17 protein-coding genes are annotated in these 19,017 nt (G+C 64.4%); 10 read left to right on the top strand and 7 right to left on the bottom strand.

Annotation, left to right across the window (positions count from 1 at the left end):
- The first annotated feature begins 66 nt into the window (after positions 1–66).
- The 7 genes from PHA8399_RS05795 to PHA8399_RS05765 all read left to right on the top strand — a co-directional run bounded on the left by PHA8399_RS05795 (position 67) and on the right by PHA8399_RS05765 (position 7,275).
- Complete coding sequence (locus tag PHA8399_RS05795; RefSeq protein ID WP_058285258.1) at positions 67–1,062, top strand: BMP family lipoprotein; 996 nt, start codon at positions 67–69, stop codon at positions 1,060–1,062.
- 16 nt (positions 1,063–1,078) lie between these two features.
- Positions 1,079–1,432 carry a nuclear transport factor 2 family protein gene (locus tag PHA8399_RS05790; RefSeq protein WP_058285218.1) on the top strand — a complete coding sequence of 118 codons (354 nt, stop codon included), beginning with the start codon at positions 1,079–1,081 and terminating at the stop codon, positions 1,430–1,432.
- Positions 1,429–2,958 (top strand): ABC transporter ATP-binding protein, encoded by a 1,530-nt coding sequence (locus tag PHA8399_RS05785; protein WP_058285217.1) that lies wholly within the window; start codon positions 1,429–1,431, stop codon positions 2,956–2,958. Before PHA8399_RS05790 ends, PHA8399_RS05785 begins: the two co-directional genes overlap by 4 nt.
- 137 nt (positions 2,959–3,095) lie before the next feature.
- Positions 3,096–4,190 (top strand): ABC transporter permease, encoded by a 1,095-nt coding sequence (locus PHA8399_RS05780; protein WP_058285216.1) that lies wholly within the window; start codon positions 3,096–3,098, stop codon positions 4,188–4,190.
- A complete protein-coding gene (locus tag PHA8399_RS05775) occupies positions 4,190–5,155 on the top strand; it encodes an ABC transporter permease (RefSeq protein ID WP_058285215.1) in 966 nt (321 codons plus the stop codon). The genes PHA8399_RS05780 and PHA8399_RS05775 overlap by 1 nt, the downstream gene beginning before the upstream one ends.
- 408 nt (positions 5,156–5,563) lie before the next feature.
- Positions 5,564–6,487 (top strand): sulfite exporter TauE/SafE family protein, encoded by a 924-nt coding sequence (locus PHA8399_RS05770; protein ID WP_058285214.1) that lies wholly within the window; start codon positions 5,564–5,566, stop codon positions 6,485–6,487.
- A 2-nt stretch (positions 6,488–6,489) separates the two neighbouring features.
- Positions 6,490–7,275 (top strand): TIGR02186 family protein, encoded by a 786-nt coding sequence (locus PHA8399_RS05765; protein ID WP_058285213.1) that lies wholly within the window; start codon positions 6,490–6,492, stop codon positions 7,273–7,275.
- A 216-nt stretch (positions 7,276–7,491) separates the two neighbouring features.
- On the opposite strand, the gene PHA8399_RS05760 is transcribed toward PHA8399_RS05765, so the two are convergent.
- The 7 genes from PHA8399_RS05760 to PHA8399_RS05730 form a co-directional block, all read right to left on the bottom strand.
- Positions 7,492–8,229: an SDR family oxidoreductase gene (locus tag PHA8399_RS05760; RefSeq protein WP_058285212.1), complete on the bottom strand. Its 738-nt coding sequence runs from the start codon at positions 8,227–8,229 to the stop codon at positions 7,492–7,494.
- Positions 8,226–9,764: an ATP-dependent DNA helicase gene (locus PHA8399_RS05755; RefSeq protein WP_058285211.1), complete on the bottom strand. Its 1,539-nt coding sequence runs from the start codon at positions 9,762–9,764 to the stop codon at positions 8,226–8,228. Before PHA8399_RS05755 ends, PHA8399_RS05760 begins: the two co-directional genes overlap by 4 nt.
- A gap of 63 nt (positions 9,765–9,827) precedes the next feature.
- Positions 9,828–10,469: an acyl-homoserine-lactone synthase gene (locus PHA8399_RS05750; RefSeq protein ID WP_058285210.1), complete on the bottom strand. Its 642-nt coding sequence runs from the start codon at positions 10,467–10,469 to the stop codon at positions 9,828–9,830.
- 94 nt (positions 10,470–10,563) lie between these two features.
- On the bottom strand, positions 10,564–11,283 hold the full coding sequence (locus PHA8399_RS05745; protein ID WP_058285209.1) for a helix-turn-helix transcriptional regulator: 720 nt from the start codon (positions 11,281–11,283) through the stop codon (positions 10,564–10,566).
- Between the two features lie 371 nt (positions 11,284–11,654).
- Positions 11,655–12,935: a crotonyl-CoA carboxylase/reductase gene (gene ccrA / locus PHA8399_RS05740; RefSeq protein WP_058285208.1), complete on the bottom strand. Its 1,281-nt coding sequence runs from the start codon at positions 12,933–12,935 to the stop codon at positions 11,655–11,657.
- Between the two features lie 113 nt (positions 12,936–13,048).
- The gene (locus PHA8399_RS05735) at positions 13,049–14,479 is read right to left on the bottom strand and encodes a 1-acyl-sn-glycerol-3-phosphate acyltransferase (protein ID WP_058285207.1); all 1,431 of its coding nucleotides are present in this window, start codon (positions 14,477–14,479) and stop codon (positions 13,049–13,051) included.
- Between the two features lie 100 nt (positions 14,480–14,579).
- A complete protein-coding gene (locus PHA8399_RS05730) occupies positions 14,580–15,623 on the bottom strand; it encodes an acyltransferase family protein (protein ID WP_244270158.1) in 1,044 nt (347 codons plus the stop codon).
- A gap of 210 nt (positions 15,624–15,833) precedes the next feature.
- Between PHA8399_RS05730 and PHA8399_RS05725 the strand changes: the two genes are divergently transcribed.
- The 3 genes from PHA8399_RS05725 (at position 15,834) to deoD (ending at position 18,963) form a co-directional block, all read left to right on the top strand.
- On the top strand, positions 15,834–17,801 hold the full coding sequence (locus PHA8399_RS05725) for a protein meaA (RefSeq protein WP_058285206.1): 1,968 nt from the start codon (positions 15,834–15,836) through the stop codon (positions 17,799–17,801).
- A 121-nt stretch (positions 17,802–17,922) separates the two neighbouring features.
- The gene (locus tag PHA8399_RS05720; protein WP_058285205.1) at positions 17,923–18,240 is read left to right on the top strand and encodes an H-NS histone family protein; all 318 of its coding nucleotides are present in this window, start codon (positions 17,923–17,925) and stop codon (positions 18,238–18,240) included.
- Positions 18,241–18,258: 18 nt separating this feature from the next.
- The gene (gene deoD / locus PHA8399_RS05715; protein WP_058285204.1) at positions 18,259–18,963 is read left to right on the top strand and encodes a purine-nucleoside phosphorylase; all 705 of its coding nucleotides are present in this window, start codon (positions 18,259–18,261) and stop codon (positions 18,961–18,963) included.
- The last annotated feature ends 54 nt before the right edge of the window (positions 18,964–19,017 follow it).

Here is a 19,017-nt window from a genome sequence, read left to right as displayed (position 1 = left end):
TGAACGTGGCCGGGCAGCGGAAAAGCCCCGCTGCATCCAACAATAATGACAGTGGGAGTTAACCTGATGACCCTGATGAAATCGCTGATGGGCGCAGCCGCGTCGCTGGCCCTGACAGCAGGTGCCGCGCTGGCCGAACCTGCGCTGATCTTCGACTTGGGCGGCAAGTTCGACAAGAGCTTCAACGAAGCCGCGCACAACGGCGCCCAGCGCTGGGTCGAAGAGACCGGCGGCACCTACCGCGAGATCGAGCTGCAGTCCGAAGCCCAGCGCGAGCAGGCTCTGCGCCGCTTTGCCGAGGCCGGCGCCAACCCGATCGTGATGGTCGGCTTTGCCTTTGCCGACGCTTTGGGCCAGGTGGCCGCCGATTACCCGGACACCAAATTCACCATCATCGACATGGTGGTTGAGGGCGACAACGTGCGCTCGGTCGTCTTCAACGAGCATGAAGGCTCCTATCTGGTCGGCATGATGGCGGCGATGGCGTCCAAGTCGAACACCGTCGGCTTTATCGGCGGCATGGACATTCCGCTGATCCGCAAGTTCGCCTGCGGCTATGCCGAGGGCGTCAAGGCCGCCAACCCGGACGCCAAGGTGATTTCCAATATGACCGGCACCACCCCGGCAGCCTGGAACGACCCGGTGAAAGGGTCGGAGCTGACCAAGGCGCAGATCAGCCAGGGCGCTGACGTGGTCTATGCCGCGGCTGGCGGCACCGGCGTGGGCGTGCTGCAGACCGCGGCCGACGAAGGCATCCTGTCGATCGGCGTGGACAGCAACCAGAACCACCTGCACCCGGGCAAAGTGCTGACCTCGATGACCAAAAACGTCGGCAACGCCGTGTTTGAGGCCTTCTCGGACGGTGCCGAGATGGAAACCGGCTTCTCTGTGATGGGCCTGGCCAATGGCGGCGTCGGCTATGCCATGGATGAGCACAACGCCGAGCTGGTCACCGGCGAGATGCAGGCCGCGGTGGACGACGCTGCTGCCAAGATTGCCTCGGGCGAGATCAAGGTGCATGACTACATGTCCGATGACAGCTGCCCGGCGCTGAGCTTCTAAGAGAAAGCCCCAGGCCATGACGGAGTCTATTCATATTCTGTTTGCGGCCTGGGGCGACCCAACCCCCGAAGGCCGTGTTGCAAAAACCGACGCGGCGATCGGGCCCGAATTCTATTATTCCGATCCCAGCACCCCCGCCCCCATCAACGGCCGCGGCGCCTATCTGGACCATATCGCGCAGTTCAGCGCGAAGATGCCGGGCGCCGAGGCCAAAGTGGTGGCCGTCTCGGAACACCACGGCCATGCGCGGGCCACGGTGGATTTCCTGAAGGACGGCACCCGCATGGTGCGCGGCCAGTATTTTGCCGATCTGCAAGACGGCAAAGTGGTGCGGCTGATCGGATTTACAGGCATGGGAGAGCCCGCTTGACTGCCCCCGCCATCGAACTCAAAGGCATCTCCAAGGCCTTTGGCCCTGTCCAGGCAAACAAGGACATTTCGATCCGCGTCGCCCCCGGCACCATTCACGGTATCATCGGTGAAAACGGTGCGGGCAAGTCGACGCTGATGTCGATCCTCTATGGCTTTTACAAGGCCGACAAAGGGGAGGTTTTCATCAACGGCAAGAAGACTGAAATCCCCGACAGCCAGGCGGCAATTGCCGCGGGCATCGGCATGGTGTTCCAGCACTTCAAACTGGTGGAAAACTTCACCGTGCTGGAAAACATCGTGCTGGGGGCCGAGGACAGCGGCATGCTGATGCCCTCGCTGCGCCGCGCCCGCAAGGAGCTGAAGGCGCTGGAGGAGGAGTACGAGCTTTACGTGGACCCCGATGCGCGCATCGACGAAATCGGCGTCGGCGCGCAGCAGCGGGTGGAGATCCTCAAGGCGCTCTACCGCAAGGCAGAGATCCTGATCCTGGACGAGCCGACGGGCGTGCTGACGCCGTCTGAGGCCGACCAGCTGTTCCGCATCCTCGACCGGCTGCGCGCCGAGGGGAAGACCATCATCCTGATCACCCACAAACTGCGGGAGGTGATGGAGTACACCGATACGGTGTCGGTGATGCGGCGCGGCCAGATGACCGCCACCGTCAAGACGTCTGAGACCAGCCCCGAGCACCTGGCCGAGCTGATGGTGGGCCGCAAGGTGCTGCTGCGCGTCGACAAGGTGCCCGCACAGCCCGGCGCCCCGATCCTGGAGATCGAGAACCTGCGGGTGGTGGATGAGGCCGGCGTCGAGCGCCTGAAAGGCATCAACCTGACCGTGCGCGCGGGCGAGATCGTCGGCATTGCCGGGGTGGCCGGCAACGGCCAGTCGGAACTGCTGGAAGTTCTGGGCGGCATGCGTCCGGGCACCGGCAGCATCAAGCTGCACGGCACGCCGCTGCCGCTCAGCGGCGCGGGATCGGATGCCAAGGCACGCCGCGGCGCCGGTATTGGCCATGTGCCGGAGGACCGCCAGCGCGAGGGCCTGATCATGGATTTCCACGCCTGGGAAAACGTGGCCTTCGGCTATCACCGCGATGCGGCCTATCAGAACGGTGTGCTGATGAACAACGCCGCCCTGCAGGCCGATACCGAGGCCAAGATGGAAAAATTCGATGTGCGCCCGTCGGACCCCTGGCTGGCGGCCAAGAACTTCTCCGGCGGCAACCAGCAGAAGATCGTGGTGGCGCGCGAGATCGAGCGCAACCCGGACCTGCTGCTGGTCGGCCAGCCGACCCGCGGCGTCGACATCGGCGCCATCGAATTCATTCACCAGCAAATCGTCGCGCTGCGCGACCAGGGCAAGGCGATCCTGCTGGTCTCGGTCGAGCTGGAAGAGATCCTGTCGCTCTCCGACCGGGTTGCGGTGATGTTTGACGGCATGATCATGGGCGAACGCCCGGCGGATCAGACCGATGAGAAAGAACTCGGCCTCCTGATGGCCGGTGTCGCGGGGGAGGCCGCGTGATGCAATACAAGATGACTTGCAACAAAGGCCTGCGCCTGTCCGCGGGCGGAAGCGAAGCGCCCACCCATGGGGGCGGACGGGCGCTGGCCGGACAGCTGCGCGTTCCGGCCGTGACAGCCAAACCGGGGGCCGCGTAAATGGACAAGATGCCGAAATGGGCCGACGTGGTCCTGATCCCGCTGATCAGCCTGATCCTGGCCGCGCTCCTGTCGGCCCTGGTGATCCTCGGGATCGGCGAAGACCCGGTGGCCGCGGTCAAGCTGATGGTCAATGGCGCCCTGGGCTCCACCTATGGCTGGGGCTATACGCTTTATTACGCCACCAACTTCATGTTCACCGGCCTCGCGGTGGCGGTGGCCGCCCATGCGGGGCTGTTCAACATCGGCGGCGAGGGCCAGGCGATGCTGGGGGGCCTGGGCGTGGCGCTGGTCTGCCTGCTGATCCCCTGGCCGCACTGGACGCTGGCGCTGGCCTTTGCCGCCCTGGGCGCAGGGATCTTTGGCGCCGCCTGGGCCGCTATTCCGGCCTACCTGCAGGCCAAGCGCGGCAGCCATATCGTGATCACCACCATCATGTTCAACTTCATCGCCGCGGCGGTGCTGAACTATGTGCTGGTCAACGTGCTGCGCCCCGAAGGCTCGATGGACCCGGCCACCGAACGCTTCCCGCAGGCTGTCCACCTGCCCTCCCTGCATGAGCTGCTGGCGCCGATCGGCATCAACTTCTCCAAATCGGCCCCGGCCAACGTCAGCCTGCTGGTCGCCATGGGCGCCTGCCTGTTCGTCTGGCTGCTGATCTGGCGGACGCCGCTGGGCTATGAGATCCGCTCCCTCGGCAAATCCGAGCCGGGCGCGCGCTATGCCGGCATCTCCTCGGTGCGCACAGTCATGATCGCGATGCTGATCTCCGGCGCGCTGGCGGGCATGATGGCTGTGAACAACGTGATGGGCGAAGCGGAGCGGCTGGTGCTGAACGCCACCGAAGGCGCCGGTTTCATCGGCATCGCGGTGGCGCTGATGGGGCGCAACCACCCGTTCGGCGTGTTCCTGGCGGCCATCCTGTTCGGCTTCCTGTATCAAGGCGGCGCGGAACTGGCGCTCTGGACCTCGATCCCGCGCGAGCTGATCGTGGTGATCCAGGCGCTGGTGATCCTGTTCACGGGTGCGCTCGACAACATGGTGCGGATGCCGCTTGAGAAGATCTTTCTGGCGGTGCGGAGAGGGCAGAACTGATGGAATTCCTGACGATCATCCAGATTTTGGATTCCACCGTCCGCCTGGCGACACCGCTGCTGCTGGCCTGCCTGGCCGGCCTCTACTCCGAGCGCGCGGGCATCTTCGATATCGGCCTGGAAGGCAAGATGCTGATGGCTGCCTTCTTCTCTGCCGCCGTGGCGGCAGTGACCGGCAACGTCTGGCTGGGGCTGCTGGCGGGCATCGCCTCTTCGCTGCTGCTGGCCGGGCTGCACGGGGTGGCCTCGATCACCTTCCGCGGCAACCAGCTGATCTCCGGCGTGGCGATCAACTTCCTGGCTGCGGGCATGACGGTGCTGATTGCCCAGGACTGGTTCCAGCAGGGCGGCCGCACGCCGTCGTTGTTCAGCGGCGGCCGGTTCACCCCGATCACCCTGCCCTTTGCCGACAGCCTGTCGGGCGTGCCGGTGCTGGGGCCGGTCTACTCCGAGCTGCTGTCGGGCCATTCGGTGCTGGTCTACATCGCCTTCCTGGCGGTGCCTGCCACCTGGTGGATCCTGTTCCGCACCCGGTTCGGCCTGCGCCTGCGCGCGGTGGGCGAGAACCCGGCGGCAGTGGACACCGCGGGCGTCTCGGTTGTCGGCCTGCGGTACGGCGCGGTGATGATCTGCGGCCTGCTGTGCGGCATCGCCGGCGCCTATCTGGCCACTGCGCTGCAGGCGGGCTTCGTCAAGGACATGACCGCAGGACGCGGCTTCATCGCGCTGGCGGCGCTGATCTTTGCCAAGTGGCGGCCCTGGCACGCAATGGGCGCCTGCCTGCTGTTCGGGCTGCTGCAGGCCATCGCCCTGCGCTTCCAGAACATCCAGCTTGGCGGCATCGTGATCCCGGTTCAGGCCATGGATGCGCTGCCCTATGTGCTGACGGTTGTGATCCTGGCCGGCTTCGTCGGCAAGGCGATCCCGCCCCGCGCCGGCGGCGAGCCTTACGTCAAAGAGCGCTGAGCGCTGCAAGTAACACCCCGAACGCCCGGCCCTGCGCCGGGCGTTTGCTTTTCCCAGCACGCGTCTGTTCCGGGCCAAGGGCCGCGGCAGCGGCGGCGCGCAGGCGCCTTCTCCCCTCGACGCAGCAAAAAGACGCAGCTGCACTCAAACGGCCGCCTGAGGGGCCGCCCTCCCGCTCAGGGGCCTCCCTCAGCAGAAAGACCTTTGCGCCGCCCGCAGGGCGGCGCCCGGCCCTAGGCCGCCAAGGCAGTTGGCGCAGCCAGCCGCCTGCGGGCGCGGGAGCCCCTGCGCCTCAGCCAGTGCAGGGCGGCCACAGTTAAGTCCAGTTTGCCGCCTCAAATCAGTCCTGCACGCTGCACAGCGGCATAGATCATTGATTTTCAGGCGGTCTGCGGTCTAACAAAGATCATGCAGATATACCTTCCCATAGCTGAGGTCTCGGTCAATGCCTTCCTTCTTCTGGGCCTCGGAGGAATGGTGGGTGTTCTCTCAGGCATGTTCGGAGTCGGCGGCGGCTTCCTGATGACGCCGCTGCTGTTCTTCATCGGCATCCCGCCCGCGGTGGCGGTGGCCACGGAAGCGAACCAGATTGTTGCCTCCTCCTTCTCGGGCGTGCTGGCGCATTTCCGAAGGCGCACGGTCGACATCAAGATGGGGCTGGTGTTGCAGGCCGGCGGCCTGATGGGGGCGGCGCTGGGGGTTGTGGTGTTCAACTATCTCAAGGCGCTGGGCCAGGTCGATCTGCTGGTCAAGCTGTGCTATGTCGTCTTCCTTGGCGTCGTCGGCGGCCTGATGTTCATCGAAAGCCTGAACGCCATCCGCAAGGCCAAGAAGGCCGGCGGTGCCGCGCCCGCCCCGCGCCGCCAGCGCGGCTGGGTGCATGCGCTGCCCTTCAAAATGCGCTTCCGCACCTCCGGCCTCTATATCTCGGTGATCCCGCCCGTTCTGGTTGGCGTGGCCGTGGGGATCCTAGCCGCGATCATGGGCGTCGGCGGCGGCTTCATCATGGTGCCTGCGATGATCTACATCCTCGGCATGCCGACCAAAGTGGTTGTCGGCACCTCGCTGTTCCAGATCATCCTGGTCACCGGTTTCACCACCATGCTGCACGCCACCACCAACTATACCGTGGACATCGTGCTGGCGGTGCTGCTGCTGATCGGCGGCGTGATCGGTGCCCAGATCGGCACCCGTATCGGTGTATATCTCAAGGCCGAACAGCTCCGCATCCTGCTGGCGCTGATGGTCATCGCGGTCTGCGTCAAGCTGGGCCTCGACCTGTTGCTGCAACCCTCCGAGATCTACTCGCTGGGTGAGCCTGGGGGACACTGACCATGCGCAAGCTGCTGTTGTCCGCCCTGACCGCCGCCGCCCTGGCCCTGCTGCCGCACGCCACGGCCCAGGCCGGCAAGGAAGAGGTCGTGCTTGGCCTCAGCCAGGACCGGGTGGCGATCACCGCCACCTTCGACGGGTCGGAAATCCTGGTTTTCGGCGCGGTCAAACGTGAAACCCCGATCCCGCAGGACGACCCGTTGGAGGTGGTGGTCGCCGTGTCCGGCCCGGCGCCCTCCGTCATGGTGCGGCGCAAGGAAAGGAAGCTGGGGATCTGGATCAACGTCGACAGCGTTCTGGTCGACTCCGCGCCGGCGTTCTATGCGGTCGCCACCAGCGCCCCCTTCAAACAGGTGCTGACCGACACCGAGGACTTGCGCTACCGGATTTCGATCAAACGCGCGATCCGCTCGGTCGGCGCCGCGATGCATATCCGCGGCGCCCAGGCCTTTGCCGATGCGGTGATCCGGATCCGCGAGAAGAACGGGCTTTACTCCCTGCGCGAAAACACGGTGGCGGTGGATGAGCAGACCCTGTTCCGAACCGCCATCGAGATGCCTGCCGACCTGACCGAGGGCAGCTATCTGACCCGCATCTTCCTGACCCGCGGCGGCAAAGTTGTGTCAAGCTATGAGACCGCCATCGACGTGCGCAAGGTGGGGCTGGAGAAGTTCCTGTACTCGCTTTCGCGCGAGCAGCCGTTCCTTTACGGCCTGATGTCGCTGGCGATTGCCATTGCGGCCGGCTGGGGCGCGTCCGCAGCCTTCAGCCTGCTCAGGAACCGCTAAGGGGCCAGCGCCTTCTGGCGGAGCGGAAAAGGGGCGCTGCCCCTCTTGGCCTTTCGGCCAATTCACCCCGGAGTATTTTGCGAAAGATGAAGGCCCGCGTTTCGCTGCCCGGCAGGCGGCTGTGCCGCCGGGAGAGCTGGCCCGCTGCGCGCCAGCGCAGCGCCACGCCCAACGGGAGCGGCGCATGTGTAATGCGCCTGCGACGGGCGGGAGCGCTTAGCCGCGGCCGATGTAGGGCATCTTGGTGGCCATCACCGTCATGAACTGCACGTTGGCCTCCAGCGGCAGGCGGGCCATGTGCAGCACCGATTTCGCCGCGTCCTCCACCGCAAAGGTGTGCATCGGGTCGGCACCGGGAGTGGCCTCCGCGTGGCGCTGGCCCAGATCTTCGACCATCGGGGTGCGGGTGTTGCCGATGTCGATCTGGCCGCAGGCGATGTCAAAGGGGCGGCCGTCCAGCGACAGGCTTTTGGTGAGGCCGGTGATGGCTGCCTTGGTGGCCGCGTATGGCGCTGAATGGGGCCGCGGCACATGGGCGGCGATGGAGCCGTTATTGATGATCCGGCCGCCCTGCGGCGCCTGGTGGCGCATCTGCCGGAAGGCGGCGCGGGCCGCCAGGTACATGCCGGTGAGGTTCACGTTCACCGAGGCAAACCAGTCCTCTAGCGGGATTTCGTCGATGGAGCCCGGCGGGGTGAAGATGCCTGCGTTGTTGAACAGCACATCCAGCCGCCCCGCCGCCATGGCAAAGCTGTTTACCGCATGGTCCACCGCCGCGGGGTCGGTCACATCAGCGGGAAGCACATGCGCGTTTGCGTGGCCCTGCGCCGCCTCCTCCAGCTTCTCTGCCCGGCGTGCCAGCAGGCCGACCTGCCAGCCCTCGGCCAGAAACAGCTCGGCCACGGCACGTCCGATGCCGGAGCTGGCGCCGGTGATCAGGATGGAAGGGCTCATGCGGGGGTGTCCTCCTGTGCTTCCAGTGTCAGCGCCGCGGCCGGGATGGCCTTGAGGTCGTCCACCGGCAGCGGGCCGGAAGGTTTGGCCAGCCGGTTCCTGACCACCCAGATCAGCCGCTCCTGTGCCCGGGTGATGGCAACATAGGCGAGCCTTTTCCACAGCGGCTGGCCTGCCTCCACCCGGCCCATGCGGGCGGCGGCGTAGATGTCCGGGGCAAAGACCTGGGCGGTGTCCCATTGCGAGCCTTGCGCCTTGTGGATGGTCACAGCCGCCCCATGCAGGAAGGTTGCGCCCATGCGCGCGGCATAGGGAATGAAGGGCTCTTCCTCATCCGGCTTCTCGATCTTCACGATCGAGGCGGCAGAGACCTGCGGATCCTCCGCCCCCATCACATGCAGGCGGGAAAACCCGGGCTTGCGGCCGGCCCCGAGGTAGATCACCTGCGCGCCCTTGATCAAGCCGCGGGCCTCCAGGTCCAGGCGTTTCTTGCGGTGCTTCGCCGGCAGTTCGATACCGTCGCAGATCAGCGGCTCGCCGGCGATCAGCGCGTCCTCCGGCGCGCCATGAACGGCACGGAAGGCGTTGATCAGCCGGATGCGGGTGTTGTTGCGCCACACCAGCACCGGCGAGCGCGCCATCAGGTCGACCTCCACCCGCTGGCCCCAGACCACGCGGTCGTCGCGCCGGGCGGTGTCCTCCACCATGCGCTCGAAATCCTCGAACCCCAGCTGCGGGTCAGCCAGCGCGTGGGCCAGATCCAGGATCGGGTTGCCCGCCTCTTGCCGGTGGATGCGGTTGAGGATCAGGCGGCGCGGCTCCGGCAGGGTTTCGAACACCATGGAGCCTGACTGGTTGACCGGTGCCAGCTGCGCCGGGTCGCCGAACAGGATCAGGTTCGGGAAGATCTCCTTCAGATCCTCGAACTGGCGGTCGTCCAGCATCGACGCCTCGTCAATGAAGCCGATGTCGAGAGGATCCTCGCGCCGCTTCCAGCCGGTGATGAAGTCGGAGCCGCGCAGGCCCGCCGCAGCAAGCGCGCCAGGGATCGACTTGTTCCTTTCGTAAAAGGCCGCGGCCCGGGCCAGTGCCTCCTCGCTCAGCCCTTCGATGTCGGGCTGCTCCCCCTGCCCCGCCAGCCATTCGGCGATTTTCTCGAATTCAGGATCGTAAACCGGCGTGTAAAGAATACGGTGGATGGTGGTGGCCGGCACCCCGCGCAGGCGCAGCACGCTGGCGGCCTTGTTGGTGGGCGCCAGTATCGCAAGCGTGCGGCGGTCTTCGCCCTTCTTGCGGCTTTCGTAATCGCCGGAGACAACTTCAACCCCCGCCTGTTCCAGCGCCTTGTAAAGCTCGGCCAGCAGCAGCGTCTTGCCGGATCCGGCCTTGCCGATCACCGCCATCACCCCGGCATCGCCGCGGGGCGGCTGCAAAAGCCCGTCGTCAAGGTCCACCCCCGCCTGGCGCAGGAGTTCGGTCACGCTGTCATAAGCGGCGGCCTGGTCATCGGAAAACTGTACGGGCAGAGCTGTCATGGCGCGACCCTACAGCCGCGGAGCCGGGTCCGCCAGAGGATCCGGCCCCGGTGTGCGCATTGATCAGGCGCTGAGCGCCACCGGACCGGAGGCGCCGGCGCCGCCGAAGGAGCGGTCGAACCACAGCTGCGACAGCTCCGGCGGGATGCCCGCCTTGCGCGACACGCTGTGATAGGTCTCTTCGGCATATTCCCAAAAGCCCATGCAGATGGGATTGCGCCCCTCGCCCTGGGTGCCGGTGATCTCAGGCGCGAAGCCCAGGTTGCGGAAGGCGCGGGCCGTGTGGCGGTAGAACACGCCTGTGTAGTGAGGAACGTCGAAGTTGCGCATGATTTCCAGGCTGCCGAGCATCAGCCCTGCCGCGATTCTGCCGTGCGCCTTGCGCGACAGGCAGAACCGGGTGCATTCCCAGATCAGCGGGCTGCAGATGGGGACGCCGCCGCAGAGATCCAGGAAGATCTCGTTCACCATCACCCGGCCCGTGGTCGGCAGAAACCGCATGGAGCCGCCGTGGCTGCCGTCCGGCATTTCCCAGATCATGTAGAGCGGGTCCAGTTCGTCGTATTGGTCCCGCTCTTCGCCGTTGGCGTCCACCTGCACATCCCAGCCGAGCCGCGTCTTAAACTGATCGGCCCGGTCCAGGAACATTGAATGAGCCAGATCCGAATGCGAGTGAAGATCGTGACCGTAAACATACCGCAGCATGATGTATTCCCCTTTTGGTAGAAAAGCAGGGGAATAGTACGGCCATTGGGTTCAATGCCCGAGAGAATTTACACGTATTGAGGTATCTCTACCGTTAAACCACAATCAAACCGAGACTTACAGCCCGGGCAATGGCGTGCGTGGTGTTGATCGCGCCCAATTTGAATCGGGCGCTTTCGATATAGACCCGCAGGGTGTGCTCCGAGATGGACAGGGTTTGCGCCACCTGTGCGCGGCTGTAGCCGATCGCCAGCAGCGTCAGGGCATCAACCTCCCGCGGCGACAGCGGCTGCGCTTGCTCCGCCGTCCGGGAGGGCTCCAGCTCCAGCACCTTGCGGTTGAAGTAATGCGCCACCAGAATGAAATCGCGGTTGTATCTCGCGATGATCTTCTCCCACGCCGCATCGTCGCAATTGTGGCTGAGCGTGAAGAGCGCGAACTGGCCGTTCGGCCCCCGGATGGGAATCGCATAGCCCTGGTTGCCCACACCATGCTCCATCGCGTCTCTCAGGAACTCGCGGGCCGGTTTGGGGTTCCAGTCCAGCCGCTTCCAGTCGACCGGGTGAAAGCGCTGGTAGCAGCCCACCACCACCGGATCGACCCGCGAGTAGGCCTTGTCCAGATAGCGGTCCGTCCAGGCCTTGGAATAGGTGCCGAAATAATAGTGGTTCCCGGCGGTTTCGACCCAGAGGTACATGGCATGATCGACGGCGAACACTTCGCAGACCTGCTCAACGATCAGCTGAAGGCCTTCCAGGGTTTCAGTGGCGTCAAGCGCCTCCAGAATGCGGTCGAGTTCTGCTTTGTATGCCATGAATTACGTGCTGCTGCCCTTTAGGTCCGGCCCCGTTCTAAGGGAGGCCCGTGGCAAAAAATGCTGCTGCGGGCTGGCCGGTCGTTCATGCTCTTTTGCAGTGGGGACCTCCCGGAGGTCAATGCGAAGGTTCCGCTTTCGTTCATTTTGGGTGAACAGTCGTGCGAAGCCGCAAAAAAACGTCGCAAAAACCAGAGCGTAGAGAGTCGCCTTTTCCTGCCGGCGGCTGGCGCCTCCCCTGAAATAGCGAGGCCGCATCCGGCAACCGGCTGAAATTCTTCGCTGCAATCCGTTAAATCAGCAAAAACCCGCGAACCACAGATGTGATTCGCGGGCTTGGTCTCAGCTTGATTGCGTTGCCGCCTGCAGGATCAGGCCTCCAGCACGTCCTGCAGCGTGCGCAGGCCGGTTTTCGGCGCCTGCACCAGCACCGACATATTGCCCGGCAGGTGCTCGTTGCGCAGCATCTTCATGTGCGCTTCCGGCAGGTCGTTCCAGGTGAAAACCTCGGACATGCAGGGATCCAGGCGGCGCTCGACCATCAGCTTGTTGGCGGAGGCGGCCTGCTTCAGATGGGCAAAGTGCGAGCCCTGCAGGCGCTTCTGGTGCATCCACATGTAACGCACGTCGAAGGTCAGGTTATAGCCGGTGGTACCGGCGCAGATCACCACCATGCCGCCCTTCTTGACCACGAAGGTGGAGACCGGGAAGGTCGCCTCGCCCGGGTGTTCGAACACCATGTCGACGTTCACGCCCTTGCCGGTGATGTCCCAGATCGCCTTGCCGAACTTGCGGGCTTCCTTGAACCACTCGGCATATTCCGGGGTGTTGACCGTGGGCAGCTGGCCCCAGCAGTTGAAGTCCTTGCGGTTCAGAACGCCCTTGGCGCCAAGGCCCATCACGAAGTCGCGCTTGCTCTCGTCCGAGATCACGCCGATGGCGTTGGCGCCGGCGGTGTTGATCAGCTGGATCGCATAGGAGCCGAGGCCGCCCGAAGCGCCCCAGACCAGCACGTTCTGGCCCGGCTTCAGGTCGTGCGGCTCATGGCCGAACAGCATCCGGTAGGCGGTGGCGAGCGTCAGCGTGTAGCAGGCGCTTTCTTCCCAGGTCAGGTGCTTGGGGCGCGGCATCAGCTGCTGGGCCTGCACGTTGGTGAACTGAGCGAAGGACCCGTCCGGCGTCTCATAGCCCCAGATCCGCTGGCTGGGCGAATACATCGGGTCGCCGCCGTTGCATTCCTCGTCGTCGCCGTCATCCTGGTTGCAGTGGATGACCACCTCGTCGCCGACCTTCCAGCGGGTGACCTTGGAGCCCACCGCCCAGACGATGCCCGAGGCATCGGACCCGGCAATGTGATAGGGTGCCTTGTGGCCGTCAAAGGGCGAGATCGGCTTGCCCAGCGAGGCCCAGACGCCGTTGTAGTTGACGCCGGCCGCCATCACCAGGACCAGCACCTCGTTGCTGTCCAGCTCCGGAACATCGACCACTTCCTGCTGCATCGCAGTATTCGGCTCGCCGTGGCGCTCCTTGCGGATGGCCCATGCGTACATCTTCTTGGGCACATAGCCCATCGGGGGAATTTCCCCCAGCTCATAGAGATCTTTCTCCGGCGCCTCGTACGACATGACGTCAGTCTGGGTATCCAATGCCATGATGGCCTCCTTTGTATCCTGTGCTTTTGCCGCGGTGCAGAATCGCAGCGGTTATCTGAGGGATAGGATTGGCAAAGTAATATTGCAACCACTTTTGCGGTATATGGGTAATTTTATGACCCAGCGGATGCAGCATTTCCCTTAGCAGGTGCAGAAAAATCACGGTTTCCACCCGGCTGCGCGCCATCCTGGGGCATCAGGTGGCGGATCGAATTGGCGTAAAACACCAGCAGGTCGCGGCGGTCTTCGACCGGGGCGAACCGGCCGCCGAATTCGGCCACCAGCCCGCGGCGCAGCAGCTGCTGCAGGCCGCTGCCGGCCGCATAGGACAGATTCTCGCGGGGCATATGGGCATGCGCCAGCGGCATCGCCGCGATCAGATCTTCCAGCCGGTGCTCGATGGCGGCCCGGCTGAGGGCGCCGTGGCGCAACAGGAGCGCCGCGATCAGCGGCACCGGCAGCACCGGAACAATGGCGCTGATCCGCTGCATCAGCTCCCGCGCCAGCGGCTTGGTGATGTCGCCCTGCCGCCCCGCCCCGAAACCGGCCAGGCTCAGCGGGCGGCCGAAGTTCACCGCTGCATAGCCCGCGCGGCGGTGGCGCCCGGTCATCCACAGCCACAGCTGCCGCAGCAGCCGCAGCGCCACCAGCCCGATCCCGGCCCGGAACCGGCGCTCGCCCGCCTTGGCGGCAGAGGTCAGGATCCGGTCCTCCAGCACCCGGTCGTAGTTCAGCGCCACTGGCACAAAAACCACGTCGCGCCCGTCCGGGTCATAGCCCTCGACGATGTATTTCAGCAGCCCCAGCCTGGGCGGGGCCAAGGCGCCGTCCAGGCTGAGGCCGCCCTCGGGGAACATCGCCTGGGTGGAGCCGCCGCGGGTGGCGAGGCGCACATAGGCGGCCAGCACCTTGCGGTAGAGATCATTGCGCGAGCGGCGGCGGATGAAATAGGCGCCCATCGCCCGGATCAGACGGCTGAGCGGCCAGACCCGCGCCCACTCCCCCACCGCATAAGACAGCGCAGAACGCTCCGCCGCCAGATAGGTGACCAGCACGTAATCCATGTTGGAGCGGTGGTTCATCACGAAGACCACGGTGGACTTGGGGTCGATGGCCCGCAGCGCCTCCTCGTCCTGGTGGCCCAGCCGCACCCGGTAGACGGCGTTGGACAGGAGCCGGGCGGCGCGGATCGCCAGCCCGAAATAGGCGAAGGCGGAGAACCCGGGCACAATCTCGCGCGCATAACGGCGGACCTGCTCAAACGCCACGTTTTCCGGGATGCCCTCCGCCGCTGCGTGATCCGCTGCCGCTTGGGCCACCTGCGGATCGTGGATCAGGCGCTGGATCATGTCATGGCGGCGGGCCAGCTTGAACGGCTCGATGGGGCGCTCCAGCCGCTTGTTCAGCCGCGCCACCGCGCGCTCCAGCCGCCGCCGGAAGAACCAGCGTACCGAAGGAAACAGGAAATGCGACGCAAAGGTCACCGCGGCAAAGCCCACGATCAGCACAAAAAGCCACAGCGGCAGTTCCACGGTTTGCGTCATCCCGCAAAGCCTTGCCCATGCCCGCCCGGTTTACAAGCCTTTTGCCGCGGCTTGCGGCCCTGGCGCGGGCAGCAGCTCGCGGCCGCCATCAGCGCGGCGCTCAAGAAGGGACCGGACGGCCTGCTGCACCGGCAGTTCGACCAGGTGATGAACAGCGTTCGACAGCAGCAAAATGCCCCCCCAGAACCAGGCCCGCGGCCAGCACATAGGCCCCGTCTGACAGCCCCGGCGGCAGCAGCGACAGCAGGGTCACTCCAATGTAATTGTGCAGCAGGTAAACCGGATAGCTGATCACCCCCAGCGCCGCCAGCGGCCGCCACGCCAGCACGCTGGCCGCCCGCAGGCGCCAGGCACAGGCGGCAACCGACAGGAAAATCAGGGCAAGGACCACGGCCTCCCCCCAATCCTCTGCGCGGTAGAGGGCAACCGAAAAGCTCCAGAAGATCAGCGCTGCCTGCCGCTTTCTGCGCGCCCCGCCATAGACCGCGGCAAAGGTGATGCCCGCCGCAAACAGATGCGCATAGGCCAGAAAGAGCGTCTCAATCAGCACCTGCGGCACCAGTCCCGGGACCGCGAACTGAACCGCTGCAATCAGGGACTGCATCAGCAGCAGCACCAATGGCGCCACCTCCGCAAAGCGTCCGGCGGGTGCCAGCCAGCAGATCACCGCTGCCAGCAGGTAGAAGCGGATTTCAATGGCGAGGGTCCAATACACGACATCGACATAGCCATCGAACCCGAAGGCGCTGTGCCAGAAGCGCTGCGACGTGAAGGTCCAGGAGGCGGCAAAGCCGCTCAGCCCGCCCTGCACCTCCCGGCTGAAGCCGCTGTCAAAGCTGTGCACGACGGCAAAAGTGATAATGGAGCAAACCGCCAGCGCAGGCCACAGCCGCGCCAACCGTTTCAGCGCAAACCGCCAAAGCCCGGGCTGGCCGGCAAGCGACAGGGTGATGACAAAGCCGGAAATCACGAAAAACAGCGCAACCCCCAAATCGCCGTATTTCGCCAAAGGCAGCAGGCCCGCGCCATAGGGATAATGCTGGGTATACGCCTGAAAATAGTGGTACAGCACAACCGCCAGCACGGCGATGGCGCGCAGGCCGTCGATCTCGGCAAGGCGCCGCCCGGTTAATGAGGTCTTCAAAGCAGTATTCTTCTAAAAATCGATTCAACTTAAAGGACTTTAGTCCGCATCCAGCTCCACCTCAACCGCGCGCTTACTGATGGTTAACCGCGCAACCGGGCATCAGCCCTGCGAATGCCGCAACGCAGCGAATTGACACGGGTTGAAAATTGCAGTTTACATCAGCGTGACGAAATAAAATTACCGACACTCTGACTCGCGAGGCCCGACATGCCGCAGATGCAAAAAGACCGCCCCTGGCTGATCCGCACCTACGCCGGCCACTCCACGGCCAAGGCGTCCAACGCGCTTTACCGCGCCAACCTGGCGAAAGGGCAGACCGGGCTTTCGGTCGCCTTCGACCTGCCGACCCAGACCGGCTATGACAGCGACCACGTGCTGGCGCGCGGCGAGGTGGGCAAGGTCGGCGTGCCGGTTTGCCACTTGGGCGACATGCGGGCGCTGTTCGATCAGATCCCGCTGGAGCAGATGAACACCTCGATGACCATCAACGCCACGGCGCCGTGGCTGCTGGCGCTGTATATCGCGGTGGCCGAGGAACAGGGCGCGGATGTGTCCAAGCTGCAGGGCACGGTGCAAAACGACCTGATCAAGGAATACCTCTCCCGCGGCACCTATGTCTGCCCGCCCAAGCCCAGCCTCAAGATGATCGCGGATGTGGCGGAGTATTGCTACACCAATGTGCCCAAGTGGAACCCGATGAACGTGTGTTCCTACCACCTGCAGGAGGCCGGCGCGACGCCGGAGCAGGAGCTGGCCTTTGCCCTGGCCACCGCGCAGGCGGTTCTGGACGAGCTGAAACCGCGCATCGCACCGGAGGATTTCCCGGCTATGGTCGGGCGCATCTCCTTCTTCGTGAATGCGGGCATCCGGTTCGTGACCGAGATGTGCAAGATGCGCGCCTTTGTTGACCTGTGGGACGAGATCTGCCGCGACCGCTATGGCGTCGAAGACCCCAAGTTCCGCCGATTCCGCTATGGCGTGCAGGTGAACTCGCTGGGCCTGACCGAACAGCAGCCGGAAAACAACGTCTACCGTATTCTGATCGAGATGCTGGCAGTGACTCTGTCGAAGAAAGCCCGCGCCCGCGCCGTGCAGCTGCCCGCCTGGAACGAGGCGCTTGGCCTGCCCCGCCCCTGGGATCAGCAGTGGTCGATGCGGATGCAGCAGATCCTGGCCTATGAGACCGACCTCCTGGAATACGGCGACCTGTTCGACGGCAACCCGGCGGTCGATGCCAAGGTCGAGGAACTGAAGGACGGCGCCCGCGCGGAGCTTGCCAATCTGGAATCGATGGGCGGCGCGGTCGCCTCGATCGAATACATGAAGGGGCGGCTGGTCGAGTCCAATGCCGACCGGCTGAACCGGATCGAGAAAAACGAGACCATCGTGGTGGGCGTCAACAAATGGACCGAGGGAGAGCCTTCGCCGCTGCAGACCGAGGACGGCGGCATCATGGTCGTCGACCCCGCGGTGGAGCAGGAGCAGATCAGCCGCCTGAACGCCTGGCGCGGCGAGCGCGACAATGACGCTGTGCAATCGGCCCTGGCCGCCCTGCGCGCCGCGGCGCAAAGCGGCGCCAATGTCATGGAGCCGTCGATTGCCGCGGCCAAGGCTGGCGTCACCACCGGCGAATGGGCCGAGGAGATGCGCAAGGTCTATGGCACCTACCGCGGCCCGACCGGCGTGTCGGCCTCTGTGTCGAACAAGACCGAAGGGCTGGACGATCTGCGCGATGCGGTCAATGCGGTCAGCGACGTGCTGGGCCGCCGGATCAAGTTCGTGGTCGGCAAGCCGGGCCTCGACGGCCACTCCAACGGCGCCGAGCAGATCGCCTTCCGCGCCCGCGACTGCGGCATGGACATCACCTATGACGGCATCCGCATGACCCCGGCGGAACTGGTGGAAGCAGCGCAAAAGGATGACGCCCATGTGGTTGGCCTGTCGATCCTGTCGGGCAGCCATCTGCCCTTGGTCGAAGAAATGATGCAGCGCATGCGCGACGCCGGTTTGGCGCATATCCCGGTGGTCGTCGGCGGCATCATCCCGGACGAGGACGCGCAAAAGCTGAAGTCAATGGGTGTGGCTCGCGTCTATACGCCCAAGGATTTCGAGCTCAATTCAATTATGAGCGACATTGTGGACCTGGCAAGGCCACCGGAAATTGCAGCGAATTGACTTTTTACCGGCAGTTTTCTGCAAACCGATAAAAAAGATGCTGAAATGCGTCTGGTATTCAGTCCATAAGGAATGACATACCGGTTTTTCCGGTGTGTCATTTTTATATATGGAGTTCAGAATGACCTTCGACCTTTCGGCAATGAGCAGAAAAGAGCTTCTGCAGCTTCAAAGCAATGTTGAAAAAGCACTGCAGGAAGCAGAACTGCGCGAACGCCAGGAAGCCTTGAAAGCCGCCGAGGAGGCTGCCGCAAAATACGGTTTCTCGCTGGACGAGATCGCCACTGCGTCGCGCCAGGGCGCAAAAAAAGCCAAGGCCGCTCCGAAATACCGCAACCCGGAAAATCCGGAAGAAACCTGGACCGGGCGCGGCCGCAAACCGCATTGGGTCCATGCCGCGCTGACCGCCGGCAAAGATATTTCCGATCTGGAAATCTGATCTGTCTGGAGCTGAGCGATGACCATTCACATCGGCGCCGCCAAGGGCGATATTGCAGAAACCGTGCTGATGCCCGGCGACCCCTACCGGGCGAAATGGGCGGCTGAGACGTTTCTGGAAGATGCCAAGCTGGTCAATAAAGTGCGCGGCATGCTGGGCTATACCGGCACGTGGAAGGGGCACCGGGTGAGCATTCAGGGCAGCGGCATGGGGATGCCCTCGCTGTCGATTTATGCCAACGAGCTGATCCGGGACTATGGCGCCAAGACGCTGATCCGCATCGGCTCTTGCGGCGGCATGCAGGACAAGGTCAAGCTGCGGGACGTGATCCTGGCGATGACCGCCACCACCCTCAACAGCCCGTCCAGCGGTATTTTCCGGGAGCTGAATTTCGCCCCCTGCGCCGACTGGGGCCTGTTGCAGGCGGCGGCCCAAGCGGCTGCTAAGCGCAGCGCCGACACCCATATCGGCGGCATCTACTCCTCGGACGTGTTCTATGACGAACGCCCCGACCTGAACGAGCAGATGGTGCGCCACGGCATTCTCGGCGTGGAGATGGAAGCGGCGGAGCTTTACACGCTGGCGGCTCGTCACGGCTGCCGGGCGCTGGCAGTGCTGACCGTGTCAGATCATCTGGGAACTGGCGAGGCGCTGCCCTCCGATCAGCGCGAGCGCAGCTTTGGCGACATGGTGGAAATTGCCCTTGAAGCCGCGTTCGGCTGAAAGTTTTCATTTTGATAATTAGTAAGGGCAGCGGCTTTCGCCCTGCCCTTTTTT

The sequence above is a fragment of the Leisingera aquaemixtae genome, from assembly GCF_001458395.1.
GTDB lineage: Bacteria > Pseudomonadota > Alphaproteobacteria > Rhodobacterales > Rhodobacteraceae > Leisingera > Leisingera aquaemixtae.
This window is presented reverse-complemented; position numbering and strand designations above follow the sequence as displayed.